We start from the raw sequence: 22,816 nt of genomic DNA, 5'->3' as shown, positions 1-22,816 counted from the left end.
CGCTAGATACTCATGCGGCTGATTTCGAGATAGGCCGAGACGACCTTGTCGCGGATCGCGATGGTGGTCTGCAGCGCCTGCTGGGCGCTCAGCACCGCATCGACGACCTGGCGCGTATCGGCGTCGCCCTTCAGGGCCTGTATCGACATCTGCTCGGCGCCCTGCAGGGTGTTGACGGTCTTCGTCGCCGCTTGGCTGAGCACCTCGGTGAAGCTGCTGCCGACGCTTTCGCCGGTCTGCGTTCCGACACCGCCCTGCAGCAGGTTCGGTGACGCCTGCTCCGCCCCGTCAACCGCCGTCTTGAATTGTATTGCCCCGATACCGCCGATCATTACTGGTTCCTCATCAGGTCGATGGTCATGGAAATCAGATCGCGAGCCTGCTTGATGACCTGCAGGTTGGCTTCATAGGAGCGGTTCGCCTCGCTCATGTCGGCCATTTCGACCAATGTGTTGACGTTGGGCATCTTGACGTACCCTTTGGCGTCGGCGGCTTCGTTGCCGGGCTGGAATTCGATCGGGAAGTCCGAAGGATCGCGGGAGATCGCGTTGACTTCCACCAGCGAGCCGCCGGTTGCGCGGTCGACCTCGGACTGGAAGGTGATGGTCTTGCGGCGATAGGGATCGGCGCCGGGCGTGCTGCCGGTCGACTGGGCGTTGGCAAGGTTCTCCGAGACCACGCGCAGCCGCTCGGACTGGGCGCCAAGGCCGGATGCCGCGACTTTAAGGGCTGCAGTCAGCGCATCCATGATCAGCTCTTCACCACCATCGTCATCATCGAGTGGAAGGCCTTGACGATCGCCGTGTTGAGCTCGAAGGAGCGGCGAACCTCGCCGGCTTTCATCAGCTCCTGTTCGAGAACCACGGTGTTCTTCGACGGCATGATCGCGCCGTCAGGGTCCTCCGGCTTGACGTTGAAGCCGGCATTGGCCGCTTTGGCGCCAAGGTGGCCAGTCTGCGTGGCGGCAAGCGTCACCGCGGTCCGGTCGAGGACCTTTTCGAAGGGCTCGACGTCATTGGCGGTGTAGCCGGGCGTGTTGGCATTGGCGATGTTGGAGGCAATCGCCGACTGGCGCACGGCCAGCCATTGCGACTGCCGCGTGGCGAGATCGAAAAGATTTACGGGTTCCATGGGAATCTCCCGGGCAAGTACGCGCAAGACTAGGCGGCCAGTCTTGCGTGGACCTTGCGCGGGGTGGGCTTGCCCCCTGGAGCCGTATGATTTCTGGTCTATGGACCTGAAATCTGAATCCGCTTCTAAATCAAGGAATAGAGCACGACGTCGTCCGAAAACCGCTTCACACTTTTCGGCATCATGCTCTAGCGGCTACTTCGAGAGCTGGATCACCTTATCGGCGCTGGTGACGATCACCCATTTGCCGCCGCGCTGCTCGATCGAGGCGACGCGGCTGGAATCTGGCAGGACGGAGCCGCGCTGCACGATCCACAGACCGGTATCGTCCTCGATCATGGCGCGGCCGTTGGCGGCATGCACCATCTTGAATTCCGAAGCGGCGGCCGGGAAGGGCTGATCGCCGGGCGCCGGCGCGGGGTCGTCCTGCACCGTTCCGGTGGCAAACAGGTCGATATCGGCATTTGGAATGTCCTTGACCGTCAGCGGCCCGCTGCGTTCGGCCACAACGCCGCCGCCCTCGCGTCCGGAATTGCTGCCGCTGCCGCCGAACTTGATGGCTTGAACGCCGAACTGCTCCTGGTTGAAGAAGATGTACCAGGGAAACAAGGCGCAGATCAGCCCGAGTGTGATGCCGAGCGCGGCGATGACGAAATCGCTGCGGCGGTCCGCGCTCTTGTCGGCGAGGCGCGGGAACTGGGTTTTCGGCGGTTCCGGCCACTCGGTGCGGGGAAAAAGGCCATCGAGCAACGAATCGCGGCTGGCCTGTGCAATGTCGGCGGTCGCCCTCGGCGGATGCGGCCTGTTGGCTCTGCTTGGAAGAGCCGTCGCCTTCTCCGTCCTGGCGCGCGCGGCTCTGTTCCTGGCAATTCTTGCTTCATCGGCAGTGGCTTTCTCCGCCGCCTCGGCCTCGGCAAGCATGTCGCGCAACATGCGCTCGGTGTATCGGAGCTCAGTCTCCTTGATCGCCATTCAGCTTCCCCTTGAGGTGGCGGGCGAGGTCGGCGAACGGATCGGCCGATGCGCGGTCTCTCGGCGATTGCGAGAGCGCCTCGTAGATCAGCGGCACCTGGCGCACCGCGATGTCGAGCTCGGCATCGGCGCCGCTCTGGTAAGCGCCCAGCAGACGGATGTCGCGCGTGTCCTCGAAGCGCGCGATCATCGATTTCAGCCTTGTCACCAGCATGCGCTGCTCCGCGCTCCAAGCCTTGTCGGCGAGGCGCGAGATCGACGACAGCGGATTGACCGGCGGATAACGACCCTGCTCGGCAAGCGCGCGGTCGAGCACGACGTGGCCGTCGAGGATGCCGCGCACCGAATCGGCGACCGGATCGTTGTGGTCGTCGCCGTCGACCAGCACGGAAATGATGGCGGTGATCGAACCCTTGCCTTCGGCTCCCGGCCCGGCTCGTTCGAGCAGCTTCGGCAGGTCGGTGAAGACCGAAGCCGGATAGCCGCGCGCGACCGGCGGCTCGCCGGTTCCCGTCGCCACCTCACGCAGCGCATGGGCGAAGCGGGTGATGGAATCCAGCACCAGCAGCACGCGATGGCCCTGGTCGCGGAAATGCTCGGCCACGCACATGGCGGTATCGGGCGCGCGCCGGCGCATCATGGCGCTTTCGTCGCTGGTGGCGACGACGGCGACGGTCTTGGCCATGCTCTGGGCGCCGATCGTATCCTCGAGGAATTCGCGCACCTCGCGGCCGCGCTCGCCGATCAGCGCCACGACCACCGTATCGAAGGCCTCGGCGCCGGCCAGCATCGCAAGCAGCGTCGACTTGCCGACGCCGGAGCCGGCGAAGATGCCGAGCCGCTGGCCGAAGCAGAGCGGCGTGAAGATGTCTATGACCCTGACGCCGGTGAGGAAGCCGGTGCCGACGCGCTGACGTGCCAAGGCGCCGGGTGTCGCCCCGTCCGCAGCACCGGCGGCATTCGGCCTGATCAGCGGCGGTCCGCCGTCGATGACCCGCGTCAAGGCATCGATGGCGCGCCCGCGCCAGGAGACATGCGGTGCGACCGCGAGCGGGCCGCGGCGGAAAACGACGTCGCCGATGCCGGCGTCGGCGCTGCGCTCGAAAGGCGCGACCACCACCTCGTCGCTGCCGATCTTGACGATCTCGCCGCGGCGTGCGCCGGCCTTGCCGCGCTGCTCGACGATGTCGCCGAGCCTGGCAATCCCGGACAGGCCGCGGACCTTGTAATGCGTCGGCGATATCTCGGCGACGCGGCCGCCGCGTGAAAGCAGCGCCTGCGGATCGTCGAACCGCCGCCAGACGCGTTCGAGCGCGGCCAACCTGTCGGGCCGTCCGGTATCCGCCGGGCTGTCGGAAGCGCGCAACAGGGACGAGCCGGTCGTCATGCCGTCACTTCGAGCCGAGCGTCTTGATCGCGTCGTCGGTGGAGGAATCGGTCTGCCGCATCAGCGCCGCCGTGTTCTCGAAAGCGCGCTGCACCTGGATCAGCCGAGTCATTTCCAGCACCGGGTTGACGTTCGACTCTTCCAGAAACCCTTGGGCGATACCGACGTCCGAGCGGTCGGTGACGGGTTCGGGCGTGCGCGCCGGAACGACACCCGAATTGCCATAGCGGACGAAATTCTCGCCGGGGTCGAAATTGTAGAGGCCGATCGCGCCGACCAGCTGATCGTTCTGCCTGAGCGAGCCGTCGGCACCCGCCTTGGGCGGGCCGTTGCGCGGATCGAGCTGGATCGGGGCGCCGCCGCCGTCCAGGACGGGGTAGCCTTCGATCGACATCAATTCGCCGTTCTCGTTCATGGAGAAGCGGCCGTCGCGCGTCATCACCGTGCCGGCGGGCGTGTCAATGGCGAACCATGCGTCGCCCTGCACGGCAAAGTCGAACGGGTTGCCGGTTTCGGTCAACGCGCCATGCGCGCCGGAAAGATAGGTCTTGCCGGAAGAGGCGAAGGAAACCGACTTCGGCCCGGTGCCCGAGACCACGTCCTCGAACTTCACGCCGGTGGCGCGAAAGCCGATAGTCGAGGCGTTGGCGACATTGTCGGCTATGGTGTCGAGACGGCGCTCGAGCGCGATCTGAGAGGAAAGGGCGACGTAAAGGCTGTCCTGCATGATCTTCTCAGAACTTCAACTGCTGCATGGCCATCATCAAATCGGTGGAGATGCCGACACTGGTCGGCTGCGCGAAGAGCACGCTGACAGACGTCACCGCCGTCGAGGTCGGGTGGTTGATCTCGTACATGCTGGTGAAGCGGGTCAGGAATTTGCTGAGCTTCTCGGGGTCGGTGAAGTCTTTGATGTCGAGCTTCTGCTCGAACAGCTGCGCCTGCTTGTCGATGTCGGCGGTGGCGAAGGAATCGGGCAGGCCGAGCGCGGTACGCGCCACGCTGGCCAAAGCGGTGTCGGCCAGCACGTCGTACCAGCTGGTGATGTCCGACGCCTTGCGTTGGAAATAGAGCGCCAGCCGCACGCCCTCGTTGGTCTGGCCGGCGTCCTCTTCCAAGGTCTGGCGCAGGTATTTGTCGACGGTCGGCTGCTGCGCTGGAACATAGGTGGTGGCATTTGCGCCGTACTGCTCGAAGTTGAGGGCCGAGGCCAGCCCGGCATAGGCCTTGTTGGTCTGCTTGTTGGCAACGCTGTCCGCATCGCGCACACCGCCCTCAAGGACCTGCCTGATCAGGTCCTTGTCTTCGGTGGCGGAGTCGAGACCGAATGCGGCCAGCGCGTAGGTGTAGAGCCGGTCGTTCGACATCAGGTCGTCGACCGATTTCACCTTGGTGATGTTGGCGAGATAATATGTCGTCTCGCCCTTCACATAGTCCGAATCCGGGTCGAGACCGGCGATCTCAGCCTGCATTGCGTAGTTCTTCGTGACCAGCTGCTGCGCCGGATTGTAGACCGTCGCATCGGCGCCATCCGCCGCGAAGTTGAATGCGGCGACAAACTGCGCGTAGCGCTTGTCGGTCAGCTTGTTGGCGAAGCTGTCGGGATTGGAGACGCCTTCCTTCAGCGCCTTGACCATAAAGGCCTTGGCATAGTCCATGTTCTCCAGCCCGTAAGCCTTCATGGCGTATTTGAACAGGCGGTCGTTGTTGACGAAATCGTCGATCGATTTCACCTTGGTGATGTTGGCCAGATAGTATTGGGTATCGCGATCGACCGTCGGCTGCTGCTCGATGCGGGCGATAGACTTAGGGATGTCTTTGGCGATCAACTGGTAGCTGATGTAGGTGCTAAGCAAAGGGCATGCCTCCGGCCGAAGCTATCCCCGCACAATAGCGTCACTTCCTTGCGCGAAGCTGAATCGCGTTCGCTGCCTCGATTCAAGCCTCACACAAGGCACGGGGACTATCCCTGATCCACGATGTGACATGCGGAAGGACCTGTCGTGGGCATTCTGATCGGACTTGTGGTGACGCTCGGCTGCGTTCTCGGCGGCTTCATGGCCATGGGCGGCCATCTGCATGTGTTGCTGCAGCCGTGGGAAGCGGTGGTGATCTGCGGCGCCGCCCTCGGCACCTTCCTCGTCGCCAATCCGATGAAGACGGTCAAGGATACCGGCAAGGGCATTCTCGAAGCCTTCAAGCAGGCGGTGCCGAAGGAGCGCGACTACCTCGAGACGCTGGGCGTCCTGCACAGCCTGATGCGCGAGCTGCGCTCGAAGTCGCGCAGCGAGGTCGAGGCGCATATCGACAATCCGGAGGAGTCGGCCATCTTCCAGGCCTTTCCGACCGTGCTGAAGAACCACGACCTGACCCATTTCATCTGCGACTACTGCCGCATCATCATCATCGGCAACGCCCGCTCGCATGAGATCGAGGCGCTGATGGACGAGGAGATCCAGACGATCCGTACCGACAAGCTGAAGGCCTATCACGCGATGGTCGCGGTCGGCGACGGCCTGCCGGCGCTGGGCATCGTCGCGGCCGTGCTCGGTGTGGTGAAGGCGATGGGTGCGCTGGACCAGTCGCCGGAAATCCTCGGCGGCCTGATCGGCGCGGCACTCGTCGGAACCTTCCTCGGCATCTTCCTGTCCTATGCCGTGGTCGGTCCGGTGGCCACCAAGATCAAGACGGTGCGCGAAAAGAAGAACCGCCTCTACATCATCGTCAAACAGACACTGCTTGCGTATATGAACGGCGCCCTGCCGCAGGTGGCGATCGAATTCGGCCGCAAGACCATATCCTCTTACGAACGTCCGACGATCGATGCGGTGGAGCAGAGCACCATGAACGCCGGCACCGCCGAGAAGAAGGCGGCCTGAGCATGCTCCATCGCAGACAGGGCCGCCTGCCGTCATGACCAGTCCGGCCAGTCCGTCAGAAACGCGGGCCTTGATCATCGAGCGGCTCGTCGGCGACAGCGGCGAGGCGGCGCAGGTGATCGGCGTCGGCCGCGGCATGGCGGAGCGGGCGCTGCCGTTGCTGCAGAAGGCGCTTGTCGCAGAACTCGGCGCGGCGGTGACCGTCGAGCTGCAAGTGGTAGAGGTCGGCCGCGTTCCAGAGGCGCGTTCGCGCGCCGGCGATGCCTTCGCGCTGACCATCGTGTCCTCGCCGGCCTCGGCCGACGCTATGACGCTGGTGATGGATGCGCATGCGGTGGCCGTCATGGTGAGCGCGCTGTTCGGCGGCGATCCCGACCAGCCGGTGGCGCCGATCGAGCGCGACCTGTCGCAGATCGAGGCCGATGTCGCGACCATGGTGTTCCAGGAGGTCGCGGCGGCGCTCAACGGATCCGGCAAGCGCTCGCTCGAGCTGCGCCTGCCGGTGCCAAAGGCGACGTCTGGCGGCGAAGCGAGGCGGCGCGTGCTGCGCGACGGCGCCGCGGTCCGCATCGTGTTCGGTGTCTCCACGCCGACCGATACCGGCACCATCACGGTGATGATTCCGCAGCGCGTCCTTCTGTCTACGCGCGGAGCCACCGCCAGAACTGAAGAAGGCGAAGCCAGTGAATTCGACTGGCGGGCCCGCTTCTCCGAAGAGGTGATGCGCTCGACCGTCCGGCTCGAAGCGACGATGCCCCTCGCCCGGCTGACGCTCGGCGACCTCGCCGCGTTCGAGCCCGGCCAGGTGATCGAATTGGAGGAGAACGCCCAGCTCAACGCCAGGCTCAGCGCCCGCGACAAGACACTGTTTGTCTGCGAGTTCGGCAAGCTGGGGCAGAACTACACCGTCCGCATCAGCCATCCGCATGACGCCGGGCAGGATTTCATCGACGGACTGATGCCGGGCTGACGCCAGGCACGGGATTCATGGAGACGACAGATGGCAAAAACCAAGGTGGAAGCCGAACCCGATCAGCCCGACGAGCAGCTCGACCGCGCCATCGAGGAACTGCGCGGCGTGCTGCGGGAAGAGGAGAGGCGTCCGGACGCCGCCCTTCAGTCGAGCGCCAATTCCTCGATCATCATGACCATTCCGGTCGACGTCCAGATCATCCTCGGCAGCACGGAGATGCCGGTGTCGGAGCTGATGGCGCTGCAGAAGGGTTCCACGGTCGCGCTCAATCGCCGTATCGGCGAGCCGGTCGACGTCGTGGTCAACGGCCGCAGAATAGCGCGCGGCGAGATCACGGTGCTGGAAAGCGATCCGACGCGTTTCGGTATCCGGCTCACCGAAATCATCGCCGCGACGAAGAGCGCCTGAGAATGGCCGGCGGGCGGACCAATCGGCAGCGAGGACAACACGCATGACGACGGCATTGGCGCTCACACGTCCGCAAAAGGCGGCGGCCATATTGGTGGCCATGGGCAAGCCCGCGGCCAGCCGCCTGCTCAAATTCTTCAAACAGGACGAGCTGAAGGCGCTGATCGAGGGCGCGCGTCTCCTACGCACCATTCCGCAGGCTGATCTGGAACGGATCGTCGCCGAGTTCGAAGCCGAGTTCACCGAGGGCGCCGGCCTGCTCGATTCAGCAGACCGGATGGATACGATCCTCAACGAATCGCTGTCGCCCGAGGAAATGAGCGCCATCATGGGCGACAAGAAGTTCGAGCCGGTCCCGGAAGGACCCGCGCCGATCTGGCCGGACCTAGAAAAGCTCGAGCCGGCGCGTCTCGGCTCCTTCCTTGCCGGCGAGCATCCGCAGACATCCGCCATGGTGCTGTCGAAGCTTGCGCCGCAGACAGCCGCCAACGTGCTGCTCACCATGGAAAAACCGATGCGTAGCCAGATCATCAAGCGCATGGTGACAATGGCCAACATCCCGGACGCGGCATCGCGGATCGTCGAGAACCAGCTGCGCGTGAGCGTGCTGTCGCAGAAAGCCAGCCGGGACACCACTGCCGGCCAGGAGCGCGTCGCCAGCATGCTCAATGAAATGGCGAAGCCGGAACTGGACGACCTTATGCAGGACCTGGAGGAAGCCGGCACGCCAGATCTTGCCGGCGTCAGGTCGCGGCTGTTCGCCTTCGACGATCTGCCGCTGCTGCCGCAAAAAGCCCGGGTTCTGCTGTTCGACGGGCTATCGACAGAACTGGTCACGCTGGCGCTGCGCGGCGCGCCGCCGGAACTCGTCGAATCGGTGCTCTCGGCGATCGGCGCACGCTCCCGCCGCATGATCGAATCCGAGCTCGGACAAGGATCGGAAGGCATTGCCCTTGCCGACATCATGGCGGCGCGCAAGAGCATATCGGTCGCCGCCATCCGGCTGTCGCGCGAAGGGGCTTTCGAGCTGCCCTCGACGCAGACCGCCACCGCCGAAGCCGCCTGACGATCATAGCCCGGTCAGGACGCCATGGCTGAAGCGGTCGACAAGGATTCCAAAACAGAGGAAGCCACAGAAAAGAAGATCCGCGACACGATCGAACAGGGCAAGCTGCCCCATTCGCGTGAGACCGCGATCTTTGCCTCCTTCCTCGCCATACTGGTTTTCGCCGTTTTCTACGCCAAGGACGCGATCGTCGATCTCGGCATGTTCTTGTCGACGTTCCTGGAAAAGCCGGAAGCCTGGCCGATGGACACCGAGACCGACGTCATCTCGCTCTACAAGCAGGTCTTGGTCGAGATCGGCGGCGCCGTCGTCAGCCTGCTGGTGCTCTTGACGGTTGCCGGCATCGGCGCCTCGGTGTTCCAGAACATGCCGCAAATCGTCGGCGAGCGGATCAGGCCGCAGCTGTCGCGCATCTCGATCGCCAAGGGCTGGAGCCGGATGTTCGGCGTGCAGGGCTGGGTCGAGTTCCTGAAGTCGCTGGCCAAGCTCGGCTTTGCCATCGCGGTGCTGAGCTTCACGCTCTCGGAAGACCATCGCAAGCTGCTCGCCGGCATGATCACCAATCCGGTCTCGTTCGGCCTGGTCATACGCGGCATCTTCGTCGACATATTGGTGGCGATCGTCTTCGTCATGGGGCTGATCGCGGTGGTCGACATCGTCTGGTCGCGTTTCCACTGGCGGCGCGACCTGCGCATGACCAAGCAGGAAGTCAAGGACGAGCTGAAGCAGTCGGAAGGCGATCCGATCGTCAAGTCGCGGCTGCGCTCGCTGGCGCGCGACCGGGCGCGCAAACGCATGATGACGGCCGTGCCGCGCGCGACGCTGGTGATCGCCAATCCGACGCACTATTCGATCGCGCTGAAATATGTGCGCGAGGAGGATTCCGCGCCAATCGTGCTGGCCAAGGGACAGGACCTGGTGGCGCTCAAGATCCGTGAGATCGCCAGGGAGAACAACATCCCGATCTTCGAGGACGTGGCGCTCGCGCGCTCCATGTACAAGCAAGTTTCGGTTGATAGCGTGATCCCGTCGCAATTCTACCAGGCGGTCGCCGAGTTGGTGCGGATCGTCTACTCGAAGAAGGCAGCGCGAAAAGCAACCCAATGAACGGACGCCGCTAACCCATGGACCGGCAACCACACGCCAATTCCCGCGAGCTGATCGTCGCCAGCGCCATCGAGCCCGTGGTGGGCGAATTGAGGCTCATCGACGTTGCCGACTATATCGCCTTCATCCGGCTTGAGCATTTCGCCTGCCTCTCGGACCTGGTGGATTCGGCGGCCGAGCTCTACTTCCGGCCGGGCATGCTGCGGCTCGGCCATGGCGGCGAGGCGCATGTCGACTGGAGCGGCAGCCCGCGCATCGTGCTCGACCTCGAGCTTCGGCCGCGCGGCGTGACGGTCTATTTCCAGCTTACGCTGATCGAGCACGAGGCAGCCGTGACGGTCAACTACGTGTCGTTCGAGAAGCCTGGCGAGACGCCCGAGCACAACACGGCCTTGCTCGAGGACGCGATCGAAGAGGCGCGCATCCGCAGGACCGAGCCGCTGGCATTCCCCTGAGATTGATAGCAGGCGAGCCAACCTAAAGCGCGTCGCAATCTTTTGGATTCGCTCCCTGCGCTTTAGGCTTTTGATTTTGCGCATGTCTTTGCCCCGAAACCGGTTCCCACTTTCGGGAGACATGCTTTAGCCGCGGCACGTTCAGCGCCGCAGGCGTGACGTCACTCGATCAAGCCGAGCCGCAACGCCTTAGCGACCGCCTGGTTGCGGTTGACCGCGTTGAGCTTCTGCGTCGACTGGGTGAGGTACTGGTTGGCGGTATGCACCGAGAGCTTGAGGAGCTTGGCGATCTCCTCGCTGGTGTTGCCGTTGGCGGTCAGCTTCAGGCATTCCAGCTCGCGCTTGGAGATTGAACGCGCCCTGCCGGTGTCGCCGGGGCGGATGCGGGCGACCGCCGCGAAAAGCGCGAAGGAGCGGGCGTGGATCTCGCACAGCGTTTCGTCGGACAGCGCGATCTCCGAGCCGAGGAAGACGACCAGCCCGCATTGGCCGCGATCGGCATGTACCGGAAAGGCGATGCCGTTGGTGCCGGGCGCCAGCGGCGTGGTCGGCTCGGCCCAAGCGAGCGAATGGAAGACCTGCCGCGATCCGGCGCTGCCGTCGTCGGCCCACCAGCGCGGCGCCGTCGAGAGCCGGCTGTGGCGCACCATGTCCTCGCCATTGGCGCCGGAGAGGAATTTGGTCGCGACCGCGGTGCCGGGATAGTCGGAATCAAAACACGCCACGAGACGCGCGCGCTCGGGCGATGGGCTGACGAAATAGAGACCGAAGGCCGAGGCGTTGATATCGACAGCAATCCAGCGGCAGCGACGCACGGCATCCGGAATGGTGACCGCTTGATGGGTCTCCGAGCCGAGCGAGAAGGCGCCGAACGGATTGCGCTGATCGTTGAAAAGGGCGGCGGCCGCCTCTTTGACCTGTGCGTGCTTCAAATGATGCCGCTCCTGATCGCGGTCGCGATCGCCATCGCGCGGTTGCTGGCCGCGAACTTCTGGATGGCGTGCGTGATGTAGCTGTTGACGGTGTTCGACGAGACACCGAGGATGACGGCCACCTCATCGGTGGTCTTGCCTTCCGAAACCCAGAACAGACATTCGCGCTCGCGGTCCGACAGCGGGTCCTGCATGGATGCCGCCGCGATCAGCTGCGGAATGCTGGAAAGCGCATAACAGCATTTGATCTGCGCCTTCATCAGGGCGGCCAGGTCGATCCTGCCTGCCTCGGCAGCCGAGAACAGCACGAACAGGCGCTGCCGGCCGACATTGAGCCGCAGCGAATAGATTTCGGCGTGACCGAGCACGTCGAGCAGGCGGGCTTCCTCGCCGTTCAGCAACGCACCGGCGTCGGGCGCGTGCGCCGCCACCAACGGTTTCGGGCGTACGCCCGGCGCCACGGTCAAGGGGCCTAGCGCCAAATTGGCGATCAGCCTTTTGCCGATCAGCTCGATGGCGTCGAAGATCCAGTTGGAGGAGACGATGCGCGCATCGTTACGGTCCTGGTCATGCACGATGGCGACCAGCATGTAGCTGTCGGCGCCGATATCGGCGGCAAGCTGCATGAAGAAGCTGGTGAGATCGCCGCGCGACGTCAGGCGCGAGCCTGAAGCGTCGGGTTGGAGAAGCGCGGCGGGACTGCTCATTTTAATTCTTGGATTCTTGCCGGAATCGATCCTTGTGCCCGGTGCTGGCGAAGCCAACGGCCGGACCCGAAACGCGTCACGTTTACGAAGACACACTCACGGGCGCGAACGGCGCCCAACCGCGCCGAATCCTTCTAGGGAACGCGAAACCGTCCGCGTCTGGTGCCGGCCTGGCGCCGGACTCGAGACTTTGGGTGGTCGCCGCGCCCCCGTGGACCGGCTGATTCGGGTCTAATCTACCCGCAGATGAATCTGACATCAAACGCGATTTGACAAAATCGAATCCGATGGACTCGCATTGCGACTCAGCAGCCGGTCTTCGCGTTATTTGGCGGTAGTTCAAAGCTGAATTGAGTCGATGATTTCGAGGCGAGGTCGTAAAAAAAATACGCCCCCGGTTGCATCCGGGAGCGCATGGCCTTGAACAGGGGCTTAGCGATCCTCGAAGCCGGTCAGCACGCCGACGGCGTTGATGCCGATCTCTTCCACGGCGTAGCCGCCTTCCATGACGAACAACGTCGGCAGGCCGAGCTTGGCGATACGGCGACCGATCTTGGGATAATCCTCGCTCTTCAGCTTGAACTGGCTGATCGGGTCCTTCTCGAAAGTATCGACGCCGAGCGAGACGATGACGACATCAGGGGCGTAGGCCGCGAGCCTGGCGCAGGCGTCCTCAAGCGACGCGCTCCAGCCGTCCCAATCGGTGCCGAAAGGCATCGGGTAATTGATGTTGAAGCCTTCGCCGTCGCCTTCGCCGCGCTCGTCGGCATGGCCGAGGAAGAAGGGATACTCGACCATCGGATCGCCATGCAGGTTGAGCACCTGGACGTCGCCGCGGCGATAGAAGATTTCCTGCGTGCCGTTGCCGTGATGGTAATCGACATCGAGGATTGAAACGCGCTTGGCGCCGTGGTCGCGGAACCACTGCGCGACGACGGCGGCGTTGTTGATGAAACAGTAGCCGCCCATGAAGGCAGCGCCGGCATGATGGCCGGGCGGGCGGCAAAGCGCGAAGGCGCCGCGCTCGCTGTCCTTGACCAAAGCGGCGGCGGTCAGCGCCACATCATAGGACGACTTGATCGCCGCCCAGGTGCCTTCGACGAAGGTGGCCCCGGCGTCGAAGGAATAATAGCCGAGCAAGGCATCGACGCGCTTCGGCGGCACATCGCCGCGCAGGCCGCGCGTCGGCCAGGTGAACCCCATCGCCGATCCCGTGAAGCCGGCGGCGACCCATTGCGGCCACACCGTCGGCAGGAAATCGATGTAGGCGGCTTCATGCACACGTTTCGCGGCGGCGAGGTCGTGCTCGGTCGGTCCGATGATCGGCCCGAGCTTCTCGCTCTCAACTCGCGCCTTGATGAATTCCGCCCGCGACGGCTTCTCGAAACCCGGCACGATCGCCGACGTGACCAGTTCCATCTGGCCTGAATGGCCGGCATGAAGTGGCGAATAGACAGTTTTCATGGAAACTCCCTGGAAGTGCGAAATCGGTTGGAAGTGCGAAATCACTCGAGATTGAGATGGGGGCTGACCAGGGCGAGCCACATTGTTTCCACATCGTCCTCGATGAGGTCGTAGGTCCTGCGGTCTCTCTTCAGCCCGACAAGCCGGCAGACATGGCCGACTTCCATCATCAGCACGCCGAGCCGACTGGCGATCTTGTCCTCAAGCGCCGGATTCACATGCCGCAGCCACGCGGCGTAAAGGGCGACGATCTCTTTGTCGTATTCGTCCTGGATTGGCCTCAGGTCGGCGTTGCCGGATATTGCCTCGATCACCGGCATCAGCGTGGCGTTTTCGAGATAGAGCCTCGATGTGTCGGCGAAGAGCTTGCGCACCTCGCGCCGAAACTCGTCACGGTTGGTCGGCCGGGGGACGTTGATGCGTTTCCGGATCACCTCGGGAAAAGACGACAGCCAGCGCCGGGCCAGGTCCAGAAGAATGGCTTCCTTGTTGGGAAAGTACTGATAGACGGAGCCCACCGACAGGCCCGCGCGCTGCGCGATGGCGAGCGTCGTCGGCGTTCTGGTTCCTTGCTCTCGCGTCAGGATCAGGGCCGCATCGAGGATTCTGTCGACCACCTTGCTTGACCGTTGTTGCCGCGGCTGCTTGCGCGGTTCGAGCGCTATCCTGGTCTTGCGGTCGAGACTGCGCTTCACTGCTGTCGCCCCCGTTCCCCGCTCGGCCTCGCCATCGGCGCGCGGTGCAGTCCACAGTACATTCTAAATCCGGCATGTTGACAAACGCGAATAATCAGTCGCATTCTTTATCCACGCTGTCTTCCACGATAACAAGGGGAATTTCGAAGACGGCGCATCGGCATCGATTTGTCCCACGGCGCTGTCCATGTGGAGCGGCGGCTCGTTGGATCTGGGGTTGCCGGTCCCTCAGCAAAATGTGGAGTCGCGATGTCGGTTGCGGATGGTGGTGCGGATCTTGTGGTCGTCAACGGCCGCGTGCTGACCATGGACAATGACAATCCCGCTGCCGAGGCCGTTGCCGTCAAGGACGGCGCCATCATCGCCATCGGTAGCCGCGCTTCTATAGAAGACATCAAGACACCGGCCACCAAGGTCGTCGACGCCCAAGGCGGCTCGGTGCTGCCGGGCTTCATCGAGGCGCATATGCATCTGTTCGGCGGCGCGGCCGAGCTCGACAATCTGCATCTGGCGGGTGTGCACGGCTTCGAGGCGCTGCGCGACGCGATCCAGGATTTCGCGGCGAAGCGCCCGGACGCCAGGCTTCTGATCGGCGCCGGCGTCGACTACGCCATCCTGCCGGAGCCGGTGACGCGCCACGATCTCGACCGCATCATTCCCGACCGTCCCTTCGCCATGTCAGCTTCGGACCACCACACGATGTGGGCGAATACCAAGGCGCTGGAAGAGGCCGGCTTGCTCCAGGGTAGGCAGGTCGGACAGGGCAATGAGATCGTCATGGGCGCCGACGGGCTTGCCGCCGGCGAGCTGCGCGATAGCGAGGCATTCGGTCCGGTCCTCGACCATTACGGGGCGAGCCGGGCCCGGCTTGGCCTCGAGGGCGCCGAGCCGGATCCATATCCTTCGGAGACGGAATTGGCGGCCGATCGCGATCTGATGCATCGCGGCCTTGAATGGTGTGCCAAGCATGGCATCACCTCGATCCAGAACATGGACGGCAATCTCTACCAGCTCGAGCTGCTGGCCGGGCTGGAAAAAGAGGGGCGGCTCCTTTGCCGCACCAAGATCCCGTTTCACTTCAAGAATTTCATGAAGCTGGACATGCTTGAAAAAGCCTCGCGGATGGCCGCGAGCTACAATTCCGAGTGGCTGTCGTCCGGCATGGTCAAGCTCTTCTATGACGGCGTGCTGGATTCCTGGACGGCGGTGATGGTCGACGACTATGCCGATCGGCCCGGATGGCGGGGCGAGCCGCTGTTTTCGCCTGAACATTTCGCCGAGGTGGCGGTCGAGGCCGACAGGCGCGGGCTGCAGATTGCCGTGCATTCGATCGGCGACGGCGCCGTGCGGGCAGTGCTCGACGGCTACCAGGCGGCGCTGAAGAAGAACGGTCGGCGCGACAGCCGGCATCGCGTCGAGCATATCGAGGTGATCACGGCCGCCGACGTGCCGCGTTTCGCCGAGCTCGGCGTGTTGGCGTCGATGCAGCCGGCGCATCCGCCCGGCGCGATGAACTTCCCGCTCGAGCCGACGATCTCGCGCATCGGCCGCGACAAATGGCCGTTGAGCTATGCCTGGCGCACGCTGAAAAACGCCGGCGCGCGCGTGGTGTTCGCGTCCGACTGGCCGGTCTCGCCGGTCGATCCGATCCTGTCGATCCAGGCGGCAGTGATGCGCAAGCCTTGGGCAGAAGGCATGCCGGACCAGAGCTTCTCGTTGCAGGAAGCAATAGAGGGCTACACGGTGGAGGGCGCTTATGCGGAGTTCAACGAGCACCGCAAGGGCCGCCTCAAAACCGGATATCTCGCCGATATCGTCGTTTTGTCGGCCGATATCGAGGCGACCGCGCCGGAGGCGCTGCACACCGTTCATCCGGTGACCACCATCTGTGGGGGGAGGATCACCTATCAAGCCTAACGATGGCATAGGAATTGCTTAATTGAATGGGGACTCGGGATCGAGTCACTGCTGCGCAGTTGCCAAGCCGATCGGCTTGTGGTGACAATCAAAACAGGAACACACCTGCCGACAAGAGCAGGCGCTCTCAATGGGGTAATCGTGCCGGAACAACCGGGTAAGAACGCGATCGAAGTTCGCGGTGTTCGCAAGGTCTTTGGAACAGGCGAGAACCAGGTAGCCGCTCTCGACACCGTGTCGGTGTCGATCCGCGAGAACGAGTTTTTCACACTGCTCGGCCCGTCCGGATGCGGGAAGACGACGCTGCTGAGATTGATTGCCGGTTTCGATTTTCCGACCGCCGGCGAGATCCTGCTGCACGGGCAGGACATCGCGCCGCTGCCGCCCTACAAGCGTCCGGTCAACACCGTCTTCCAGAGCTATGCGCTCTTCCCGCACATGACGGTGGCGCAGAATATCGGCTTCGGGCTGGAGATGCTCGGCAAGCCGAAAGGAGAGACCGAAGCGCGTGTCGCCCAGATGCTGAAGCTGGTCAAGATGGAGGCGCTGAAGGCGCGTCGCACCAGCCAGATCTCGGGCGGCCAGCAGCAGCGCGTGGCGCTGGCCCGCGCGCTGGCGCCGCAGCCCAAGGTGCTCTTGCTCGACGAGCCGTTGTCGGCGCTGGACTACAAGCTGCGCAAGGAGATGCAGATCGAACTGAAGCGTCTGCAGCACGAAACCGGCATCACCTTCATCTTCGTCACCCATGACCAGGAAGAAGCGCTGACGATGTCCGACCGCATCGCGGTCATGTCGGCCGGCAAGATCCTGCAGGTCGGCACGCCGCGCGACATCTACGACCGGCCCGCCGAACGCTTCGTCGCCGACTTCATCGGCGAGACGAATTTCATCGAGGGCGAGGTGAAAAGCGCGGCCGATGGGCGCGCCACCGTCAGGCTATCGACCGGTGCGGAAATCCCGGCATCGTTGCCGGAAGGTTTTACGCCGTCGGGCAGCGTTACGCTCGTGGTGCGGCCGGAGCACGCCCAGATCGGTCCGGCCGACGCCAATGCTTCGCTCAGGGGCACGGTCGAGAACGTCGTCTATCTCGGCACCGACACGCATCTCCATCTCAAGCTCGACGACGGCAGCGCCTTCATCGTGCGGCGGCAGAACAGCCGCGGCGGTGGCGAAGCGCTTGCGCCGGGCAACCGCGTGGGCGTCGCGATCGGCCCGAATGCCGCTCAGGCGCTGAAGGACTAGAGGACAATCATGGCCAACGCCGAGGAAATTGCTCGCGCCGCCGACGCCAGGGACATACGCGACCGCTGGCTGCTCTCGGCGCCGGCGCTCGTCATCATCCTTCTGGCTGCCACTGGGCCGCTTTTCGTGATGTTGGCTTATTCCTTCATGCTGAAGGGCGACTATGGCGACGTGCAGTTCGGCACCTTCTCGCTGGACGGATGGACATCGGTCCTGTTCCAGCGTGACATCTTCGACGACACGCTGGGCCTGGCGGACGCGCATCTGTCCATCTTCTGGCGTTCGATAAGCCTGTCCTTCTACACCACCGTGCTGACGTTGCTCTTCGGCTTCCCCACAGCCTATTTCATCGCCACGCGACCGCCGAAGACACGTGAGGTCTGGGTTTTCCTCGTCACCATTCCGTTCTGGACGAATCTCCTGATCCGCACCTTCGCCATGCAGCAGGTGATCCGCAACGAAGGGCTGGTCAACACGGCGCTGATGGCGCTCGGCATCATCAAGCAACCGCTGCAGATCATGAATACCGACACCGCCATCTTGCTCGGCATGATCTATATCTACCTGCCTCTGATGGTGCTGCCGATCTACGCCTCGATGGAGAAGCTCGACTTCAGGCTGGTCGAGGCCGGATATGACCTCTACGCCGGCCGCTGGCAGGTTCTGCGCCGCATCATCTTCCCTTTGATCAAGCCCGGCGTCATCGCCGGCTCGATACTGGTGTTCATTCCCTCGCTTGGCGCCTACGTCATTCCGCGGGTGCTGGGCGGCGGCAAGAACATGATGCTCGGCAACCTGATCGAGCTTCAATTCGGCGCGGGCCGTAACTGGCCGCTGGGCGCGGCCATCTCGATTACGCTCATGGTGCTGGTGATGATCGCGCTGCTGTTCTACGTGCGCAACGCATCCGGGTCGGAGGGCGCCCATGGCTAAGCGTCCGTTCGACATCCAGGCGCAGCCCGGCTTCGGCTTCATGGCGCTTCTGACCTTCTTCGCGCTCTATCTGCCGATCGCGGCACTCGTCGCCTATTCGTTCAACGCGGCGGATTCGCTTTCGCGCTGGGATGGTGTCTCACTGCGCTGGTTTATTTCGGCCTGGCATAATTCGGCGGTGCAGGACGCCTCCATCCGCTCGCTTGTGCTGGCGGTCTCGGCTGCCGCGCTGTCGACGATCACCGCCACCATGGCTGCGCTTGCCACGACCCGCACGCGGCCCTATCCCGGCCTTACCTTCAAATACGCTTTCATCAACCAGCCGCTGATGGTGCCGGAGATAGTCACCGGCGTCGCGCTCCTGATCGTGTTCTCGCGCATCAAGGTCTGGACCGGTTACTCAGGACTCGGCTACCTGATCGCCGCGCACACCGCCTTCTGCATCCCGTTCGCTTACCTGCCGATCCGGGCGCGGCTGGAGAGCATGGACCTGACGCTGGAGCGCGCAGCCGCCGACCTATACGCCACGCCGTGGAAAGCCTTCCGTTTCGTGACGCTGCCGCTTTTGAGGCCGGCCATCATCGCGGGCTTCATGCTCGCCTTCGTCATTTCGCTCGACGATGTGGTCATCACCGAATTCGTCAAATCCGGCGGGCAGGATACGCTGCCCACCTACATGCTCGGCCAGTTGCGGCGCGAAACGAGCCCGGAAATCAATGCGATCGCCACGGTGTTCCTGGCGTTGTCGGTGGTGCTCGTAACCGCGTTCTACTTCGTCAATCGGCGTAAGCCATAACCAACGATTGCCAACGGGAGAATAGCAATGAAATGGAAGACAACGGCCGCCACGGCGGCATTCGCATTGTTTGCCTTTGCGGGCAGCGCGTATGCGGACGGCGAACTCAACATCTTTAATTGGGGCGACTACACCAGCCCCGAGATGATCAAGAAGTTCGAGGATACCTACAAGGTCAAGGTGACGATCACCGACTACGACTCCAACGACACCGCGCTATCCAAGGTACGCGCCGGCGGTCACGGCTTCGACATTGTGGTGCCGTCGGCCAACTACGTGCAGATCTGGGTGAAGGAAGGGCTTCTGCTGGAGGCCCGGCCCGACCAGATGGAGAACTTCAAGAATGTCGACGAGCGCTGGGTGAACGTTCCTTGGGATCCGGGCCGTCACTACACGGTTCCGTGGCAGTGGGGCGTGACCGGTATCGGCGTCAACACAAAGGTTTATGGCGGCGATATCAACACGTCGGCCATCTTCCTCGATCCGCCGAAGGAACTGGTCGGCAAGATCAACGTCGCGCCGGAAATGAATGACGTGCTGTTCGCCACCATCAAGTATCTGGGCGGCGACTGGTGCACGGACGACAAGGAACTGCTCAAGAAAGTGCGCGACAAGCTGGTGGAGGCCAAGCCGAAATGGCTGGCCATGGATTATAGCGTGACCGAGAAGCTGCCGGCCGGTGACTATTCGGCCGTCTACTACTGGAACGGCGCCATCATGCGCTCGCGCATCAAGAACCCCGACATCAAGTTCGGCTACCCGAAGGAGGGCTTCCCCATTTTCATGGACAGCGTTGCCATCCTGAAGGATGCCAAGAATGTCGACAACGCCAAGCTGTTCATGAACTTCATCATGGATCCCGAGAACGCCGCCATGATCTCCGCCTTCGCCAAATATGCGAATGGCATCAAGGGCTCGAAGGCGTTCATGCCGGCCGACATGAAAGATGCGCCCGAGCTGGTGGTACCGCCAGAACTGGAGAAAGCGGGCCAGTTCCTCACCCCCTGCTCGCCCGAGGTGCAGCAACTCTACACGCGCATCTGGACGGACGTTCAGAAATAGCGACACGCCGCTTTCTTCCCTGCGCGAGCGGGAAGAGGGCGGGTCAGGGGCCGGATGAGGGGTAGCGCTCAATTCGCACGTTCGCGCCGCCCCTCACCTGGCATGCCGGGACTGCCCTTCGCCATGGCGTCGGGCGTTCGTCACTCGAAGGCCCATTCGGGGGCTTTCGTCCGCTGTGCAGACCGCTCTCATCCAAGTAAACGGAAGGGACGGCATGGGGCGGCAGGGAAATTCTCATGCAATCCTATCGCAATTCCGATCCGCGGCCGCCGATCATGCAGGGCTCGCCGCCCAGGCTGGTGCCGCCGAGGCTCGATTGGGACCGGCCGCCCTGGAACCGCTGGGCCTTCCAGCACATCCGCGAATTCCTGCCGACCATCGAGGTGTGGCGCGGCAGCGGCCATCGCCGTCGCCTCGATCGCGCGGAGGTGGACCTCGACGATCTGCCGGTGGCCGACAGCAACGGTGCGCCGACGACACTCGCGGGCCTGCTCGACGAGACCTATGCCGACGGCTTCCTGGTGCTGAAGGACGGCAGGATCGCCTATGAGCGTTATTTCAACGGCATGGACGAGCGCACGCTGCATCTGTCGCAATCGATGGCGAAGTCGATCACCGGAGCGGTGTGCGGCATCCTGGTCGGGCGCGGCCTGATCGATCCGGACAAGCTGGTCACCGACTATCTGCCGGAGCTTGTCGAGACCGGCTGGGCCGGCTCCACGGTGCAGCATGTGCTCGACATGACGACGGGCGTGCGCTTTTCCGAGGAATACACCGACCGCTATTCCGATATCGGCCAGGTCGATGTCGCGACCGGCTGGAAGCCGATCCCGCCGGGCAGCGAGCCGGACTTTGCATGGCCGTCGCACCTGTTCGAGCTGATCCTGCGGCTGAAGGACAGAGTGCGCCCGCATGGCGAGGCGTTCGAATACCGCTCGATCGAGACCGACGTGCTCGCCTTCATCATGGAACGGGTGAGCGGCAAGCGCCTGGCGCAGTTGGTCTCGGAAGAGCTCTGGCAGAAGCTCGGCGCCGACGAGAGCGCCTGCTTCACCGTCGATAGCGCCGGCTATGCGCTGGCCGATGGTGGCTTCAACGCGACGCTGCGCGATTATGGCCGCTTCGGGCAACTGATCCTCGACAATGGCGGCGGCGTGATCCCGGCCGACTGGATCGTGGCGACGCGCAGCGGCAAGCACGGGCCGAATTTCAGCCCGAGCCTTCCCGACGGCAGCTACCGCAACCAGTTCTGGATCGAGGATTCGCGCTCGCGCTCGCTGATGTGCCGCGGCGTGTTCGGCCAATTGATCCACATGAGCTGGGAACACAGGATGGTCGTTGTGAAGCTTTCGAGCTATCCGGATTTCGTCAATTCCGCCTATTCGGTGGCGACGCAGAAGGCGGTGCATGCCATCGCCGCCGCGCTGGCCTGAAACCGCAAAAACAAGATCCGGGAGAGCATCATGAGCGGCAAGACCGCGTTCGAGGCCAGATACGGCTTTGCCCGCAAGGATGTGCGGCTCGACAACTGGCGGCTTTCGCCGTTCAACCGATGGTCTTTCCAGAATGTCGGCGAGCTGGTGCCGAGCGCGCATATCGCGGCGGCGCCCGCCGGCGAGAGCCAAGCGAAACCGCTCGACGCATTGCTTGAGGAAAGGATATCGCTCGCCGGCGGCAGCGAGACCGTCGAGAGCTTTCTGAAGCGTTCCGACACGGACGGGCTGACGATCCTGAAGGCCGGCAAGCCTGTCGGCGACTGGTCGGCGCCGCATATGCCGTTCGGAGCGCGCCACATCATCTTTTCGATCAGCAAGTCGGTGACGGCGATCCTCGCAGGCATACTGGAAGGCGAGGGGTTGTTCGATCCCAACGCGCCGGTAACGCACTACATCCCTGAAGCCAAGGGCTCAGCCTATGGCGACGCGAGCGTGCGCAACGTGCTCGACATGACGGTCAGCCTCGATTTCGAGGAAGCCTATCTCGACCCGGGAAGCGCCTTCGCCCGCTACCGCCGCTCGACACTGTGGAACCCCGGCGGCGGGTCCGAAAGCCTCGCCGCGTTCCTGATGACCATCCAGCGGCTTGCCGAGCCGCATGGCCAGACCTATCGCTACCGTTCGCCCAATTCAGACGTGCTCGGCATCCTGATCGAACGGGCCTCCGGCAGGCGTGTCAGCGACCTGCTCAGCGAGAAACTGTGGCAGCCGCTCGATGCTGGAAGCGAAATGTCGGTGACCGTCGACATGGAAGGCACGGCGCGCACCGCCGGTGGCATGTCGATGACGCCGCGCGACCTTGTCCGCATCGGCGAGATGATGCGGCAGGGCGGCATCGCCAATGGCCGCCGCATCGTGCCGGAAGCCTGGGTGCGAGACACGGTCGCCACCGGCGGCAGCCATGAAGCCTGGCAACGCGGCACGATGGCGTTCCTGTTCCCGAAGGGACGCTACCGCAACAAATGGTATCAGACCGGCCACGACAGCGGCGCCTTCTGCGGCATCGGCATTCACGGCCAGTGGCTTTACGTCAATCCGAAGACGGACGTGGTCATCGCCAAGATGTCGTCGCAGCCGGAACCGGTGGACGACAAGCTGGATGGGGACATCGTGGCGTTCTTCGAAGCGTTGAGCGGCATGGTTTGAGCCGGTCAGAGGCTGGTTCCAACAGCTGTTTTCTGTGGACCTTCGGCG

At 63.5% G+C, this 22,816-nt stretch carries 24 protein-coding genes; 13 read left to right on the top strand and 11 right to left on the bottom strand.

Annotation, left to right across the window (positions count from 1 at the left end; translation table 11 throughout):
• Positions 1 to 2 precede the first annotated feature (2 nt).
• The 7 genes from FJ423_RS12400 to FJ423_RS12370 form a co-directional block, all read right to left on the bottom strand.
• Positions 3 to 332, bottom strand: a complete 330-nt coding sequence (locus FJ423_RS12400) for a flagellar hook-basal body complex protein FliE (RefSeq protein ID WP_140842050.1) — start codon at positions 330 to 332, stop codon at positions 3 to 5.
• Entirely contained in the window at positions 332 to 748 is a 417-nt protein-coding gene (gene flgC, locus FJ423_RS12395) for a flagellar basal body rod protein FlgC (RefSeq protein ID WP_095766383.1), read from the bottom strand. Before flgC ends, FJ423_RS12400 begins: the two co-directional genes overlap by 1 nt.
• 2 nt (positions 749 to 750) lie before the next feature.
• A complete protein-coding gene (gene flgB / locus FJ423_RS12390) occupies positions 751 to 1,131 on the bottom strand; it encodes a flagellar basal body rod protein FlgB (protein WP_140842048.1) in 381 nt (126 codons plus the stop codon).
• Between the two features lie 195 nt (positions 1,132 to 1,326).
• Positions 1,327 to 2,103, bottom strand: a complete 777-nt coding sequence (locus FJ423_RS12385) for a hypothetical protein (RefSeq protein WP_140842046.1) — start codon at positions 2,101 to 2,103, stop codon at positions 1,327 to 1,329.
• Entirely contained in the window at positions 2,084 to 3,490 is a 1,407-nt protein-coding gene (fliI, locus tag FJ423_RS12380) for a flagellar protein export ATPase FliI (protein WP_140842044.1), read from the bottom strand. The genes FJ423_RS12385 and fliI overlap by 20 nt, the downstream gene beginning before the upstream one ends.
• A 4-nt stretch (positions 3,491 to 3,494) precedes the next feature.
• Complete coding sequence (gene flgF, locus FJ423_RS12375) at positions 3,495 to 4,217, bottom strand: flagellar basal-body rod protein FlgF (RefSeq protein WP_112096306.1); 723 nt, start codon at positions 4,215 to 4,217, stop codon at positions 3,495 to 3,497.
• A 7-nt stretch (positions 4,218 to 4,224) separates the two neighbouring features.
• Positions 4,225 to 5,346 carry a DUF1217 domain-containing protein gene (locus tag FJ423_RS12370; RefSeq protein ID WP_140842042.1) on the bottom strand — a complete coding sequence of 374 codons (1,122 nt, stop codon included), beginning with the start codon at positions 5,344 to 5,346 and terminating at the stop codon, positions 4,225 to 4,227.
• A gap of 147 nt (positions 5,347 to 5,493) precedes the next feature.
• Here FJ423_RS12370 and motA point away from each other — a divergent pair, with 147 nt between their 5' ends.
• The 6 genes from motA to FJ423_RS12340 are packed head-to-tail and all read left to right on the top strand — an operon-like array spanning position 5,494 to position 10,378.
• Positions 5,494 to 6,369 carry a flagellar motor stator protein MotA gene (motA, locus tag FJ423_RS12365; protein WP_095766389.1) on the top strand — a complete coding sequence of 292 codons (876 nt, stop codon included), beginning with the start codon at positions 5,494 to 5,496 and terminating at the stop codon, positions 6,367 to 6,369.
• A gap of 34 nt (positions 6,370 to 6,403) precedes the next feature.
• Positions 6,404 to 7,339 (top strand): FliM/FliN family flagellar motor switch protein, encoded by a 936-nt coding sequence (locus FJ423_RS12360; protein ID WP_140842040.1) that lies wholly within the window; start codon positions 6,404 to 6,406, stop codon positions 7,337 to 7,339.
• A 30-nt stretch (positions 7,340 to 7,369) separates the two neighbouring features.
• Entirely contained in the window at positions 7,370 to 7,750 is a 381-nt protein-coding gene (gene fliN, locus FJ423_RS12355) for a flagellar motor switch protein FliN (protein ID WP_095766391.1), read from the top strand.
• A 43-nt stretch (positions 7,751 to 7,793) separates the two neighbouring features.
• Positions 7,794 to 8,816, top strand: a complete 1,023-nt coding sequence (locus tag FJ423_RS12350) for a flagellar motor switch protein FliG (RefSeq protein ID WP_140842038.1) — start codon at positions 7,794 to 7,796, stop codon at positions 8,814 to 8,816.
• Positions 8,817 to 8,840: 24 nt separating this feature from the next.
• A complete protein-coding gene (gene flhB / locus FJ423_RS12345) occupies positions 8,841 to 9,923 on the top strand; it encodes a flagellar biosynthesis protein FlhB (protein WP_140842036.1) in 1,083 nt (360 codons plus the stop codon).
• Between the two features lie 17 nt (positions 9,924 to 9,940).
• Positions 9,941 to 10,378, top strand: a complete 438-nt coding sequence (locus FJ423_RS12340) for a hypothetical protein (RefSeq protein ID WP_095766394.1) — start codon at positions 9,941 to 9,943, stop codon at positions 10,376 to 10,378.
• A gap of 161 nt (positions 10,379 to 10,539) precedes the next feature.
• On the opposite strand, the gene FJ423_RS12335 is transcribed toward FJ423_RS12340, so the two are convergent.
• The 4 genes from FJ423_RS12335 to FJ423_RS12320 form a co-directional block, all read right to left on the bottom strand.
• Positions 10,540 to 11,310 carry a helix-turn-helix transcriptional regulator gene (locus FJ423_RS12335; RefSeq protein ID WP_140842034.1) on the bottom strand — a complete coding sequence of 257 codons (771 nt, stop codon included), beginning with the start codon at positions 11,308 to 11,310 and terminating at the stop codon, positions 10,540 to 10,542.
• A complete protein-coding gene (locus FJ423_RS12330; RefSeq protein ID WP_140842032.1) occupies positions 11,307 to 12,017 on the bottom strand; it encodes a helix-turn-helix transcriptional regulator in 711 nt (236 codons plus the stop codon). Before FJ423_RS12330 ends, FJ423_RS12335 begins: the two co-directional genes overlap by 4 nt.
• A 432-nt stretch (positions 12,018 to 12,449) precedes the next feature.
• Positions 12,450 to 13,481 carry a histone deacetylase family protein gene (locus tag FJ423_RS12325; protein WP_140842030.1) on the bottom strand — a complete coding sequence of 344 codons (1,032 nt, stop codon included), beginning with the start codon at positions 13,479 to 13,481 and terminating at the stop codon, positions 12,450 to 12,452.
• 41 nt (positions 13,482 to 13,522) lie between these two features.
• Positions 13,523 to 14,176, bottom strand: coding sequence for a TetR/AcrR family transcriptional regulator (locus tag FJ423_RS12320; protein ID WP_140689327.1), 654 nt, complete (start codon positions 14,174 to 14,176; stop codon positions 13,523 to 13,525).
• Between the two features lie 249 nt (positions 14,177 to 14,425).
• Here FJ423_RS12320 and FJ423_RS12315 point away from each other — a divergent pair, with 249 nt between their 5' ends.
• The 7 genes from FJ423_RS12315 (at position 14,426) to FJ423_RS12285 (ending at position 22,768) form a co-directional block, all read left to right on the top strand.
• Positions 14,426 to 16,093, top strand: coding sequence for an amidohydrolase (locus FJ423_RS12315; protein WP_140842028.1), 1,668 nt, complete (start codon positions 14,426 to 14,428; stop codon positions 16,091 to 16,093).
• 141 nt (positions 16,094 to 16,234) lie between these two features.
• Positions 16,235 to 17,335, top strand: a complete 1,101-nt coding sequence (locus tag FJ423_RS12310; protein ID WP_140842027.1) for an ABC transporter ATP-binding protein — start codon at positions 16,235 to 16,237, stop codon at positions 17,333 to 17,335.
• Between the two features lie 9 nt (positions 17,336 to 17,344).
• Positions 17,345 to 18,268, top strand: a complete 924-nt coding sequence (locus FJ423_RS12305) for an ABC transporter permease (RefSeq protein ID WP_140842026.1) — start codon at positions 17,345 to 17,347, stop codon at positions 18,266 to 18,268.
• Entirely contained in the window at positions 18,261 to 19,064 is an 804-nt protein-coding gene (locus FJ423_RS12300; protein WP_140842025.1) for an ABC transporter permease, read from the top strand. The genes FJ423_RS12305 and FJ423_RS12300 overlap by 8 nt, the downstream gene beginning before the upstream one ends.
• Positions 19,065 to 19,091: 27 nt before the next feature.
• A complete protein-coding gene (locus tag FJ423_RS12295; protein WP_140842024.1) occupies positions 19,092 to 20,126 on the top strand; it encodes an extracellular solute-binding protein in 1,035 nt (344 codons plus the stop codon).
• A 236-nt stretch (positions 20,127 to 20,362) separates the two neighbouring features.
• Positions 20,363 to 21,559: a serine hydrolase gene (locus tag FJ423_RS12290; RefSeq protein ID WP_140842023.1), complete on the top strand. Its 1,197-nt coding sequence runs from the start codon at positions 20,363 to 20,365 to the stop codon at positions 21,557 to 21,559.
• Positions 21,560 to 21,589: 30 nt separating this feature from the next.
• Entirely contained in the window at positions 21,590 to 22,768 is a 1,179-nt protein-coding gene (locus FJ423_RS12285; RefSeq protein ID WP_140842022.1) for a serine hydrolase, read from the top strand.
• Positions 22,769 to 22,816: the final 48 nt, after the last annotated feature.

Origin of the sequence: Mesorhizobium sp. B2-8-9, assembly GCF_006439475.1 — a bacterium.
Taxonomy (GTDB): domain Bacteria; phylum Pseudomonadota; class Alphaproteobacteria; order Rhizobiales; family Rhizobiaceae; genus Mesorhizobium.
Note: the sequence above shows the minus strand (reverse complement) of the source record. Positions and strands in the feature narration are given on the sequence as shown.

Coding starts and splice junctions, on each gene's coding strand:
- FJ423_RS12305 (WP_140842026.1), top strand. CDS start 17,345: ATGGCCAACGCCGAGGAAATTGCTCGCGCCGCCGACGCCAGGGACATA.
- FJ423_RS12295 (WP_140842024.1), top strand. CDS start 19,092: ATGAAATGGAAGACAACGGCCGCCACGGCGGCATTCGCATTGTTTGCC.
- fliN (WP_095766391.1), top strand. CDS start 7,370: ATGGCAAAAACCAAGGTGGAAGCCGAACCCGATCAGCCCGACGAGCAG.
- fliI (WP_140842044.1), bottom strand. CDS start 3,490: ATGACGACCGGCTCGTCCCTGTTGCGCGCTTCCGACAGCCCGGCGGAT.
- FJ423_RS12340 (WP_095766394.1), top strand. CDS start 9,941: ATGGACCGGCAACCACACGCCAATTCCCGCGAGCTGATCGTCGCCAGC.
- FJ423_RS12330 (WP_140842032.1), bottom strand. CDS start 12,017: ATGAGCAGTCCCGCCGCGCTTCTCCAACCCGACGCTTCAGGCTCGCGC.
- FJ423_RS12290 (WP_140842023.1), top strand. CDS start 20,363: ATGCAATCCTATCGCAATTCCGATCCGCGGCCGCCGATCATGCAGGGC.
- flgF (WP_112096306.1), bottom strand. CDS start 4,217: ATGCAGGACAGCCTTTACGTCGCCCTTTCCTCTCAGATCGCGCTCGAG.
- FJ423_RS12360 (WP_140842040.1), top strand. CDS start 6,404: ATGACCAGTCCGGCCAGTCCGTCAGAAACGCGGGCCTTGATCATCGAG.
- FJ423_RS12385 (WP_140842046.1), bottom strand. CDS start 2,103: ATGGCGATCAAGGAGACTGAGCTCCGATACACCGAGCGCATGTTGCGC.
- flhB (WP_140842036.1), top strand. CDS start 8,841: ATGGCTGAAGCGGTCGACAAGGATTCCAAAACAGAGGAAGCCACAGAA.
- flgC (WP_095766383.1), bottom strand. CDS start 748: ATGGATGCGCTGACTGCAGCCCTTAAAGTCGCGGCATCCGGCCTTGGC.
- FJ423_RS12315 (WP_140842028.1), top strand. CDS start 14,426: ATGTCGGTTGCGGATGGTGGTGCGGATCTTGTGGTCGTCAACGGCCGC.
- FJ423_RS12350 (WP_140842038.1), top strand. CDS start 7,794: ATGACGACGGCATTGGCGCTCACACGTCCGCAAAAGGCGGCGGCCATA.
- flgB (WP_140842048.1), bottom strand. CDS start 1,131: ATGGAACCCGTAAATCTTTTCGATCTCGCCACGCGGCAGTCGCAATGG.
- FJ423_RS12400 (WP_140842050.1), bottom strand. CDS start 332: ATGATCGGCGGTATCGGGGCAATACAATTCAAGACGGCGGTTGACGGG.
- FJ423_RS12300 (WP_140842025.1), top strand. CDS start 18,261: ATGGCTAAGCGTCCGTTCGACATCCAGGCGCAGCCCGGCTTCGGCTTC.
- FJ423_RS12325 (WP_140842030.1), bottom strand. CDS start 13,481: ATGAAAACTGTCTATTCGCCACTTCATGCCGGCCATTCAGGCCAGATG.
- FJ423_RS12285 (WP_140842022.1), top strand. CDS start 21,590: ATGAGCGGCAAGACCGCGTTCGAGGCCAGATACGGCTTTGCCCGCAAG.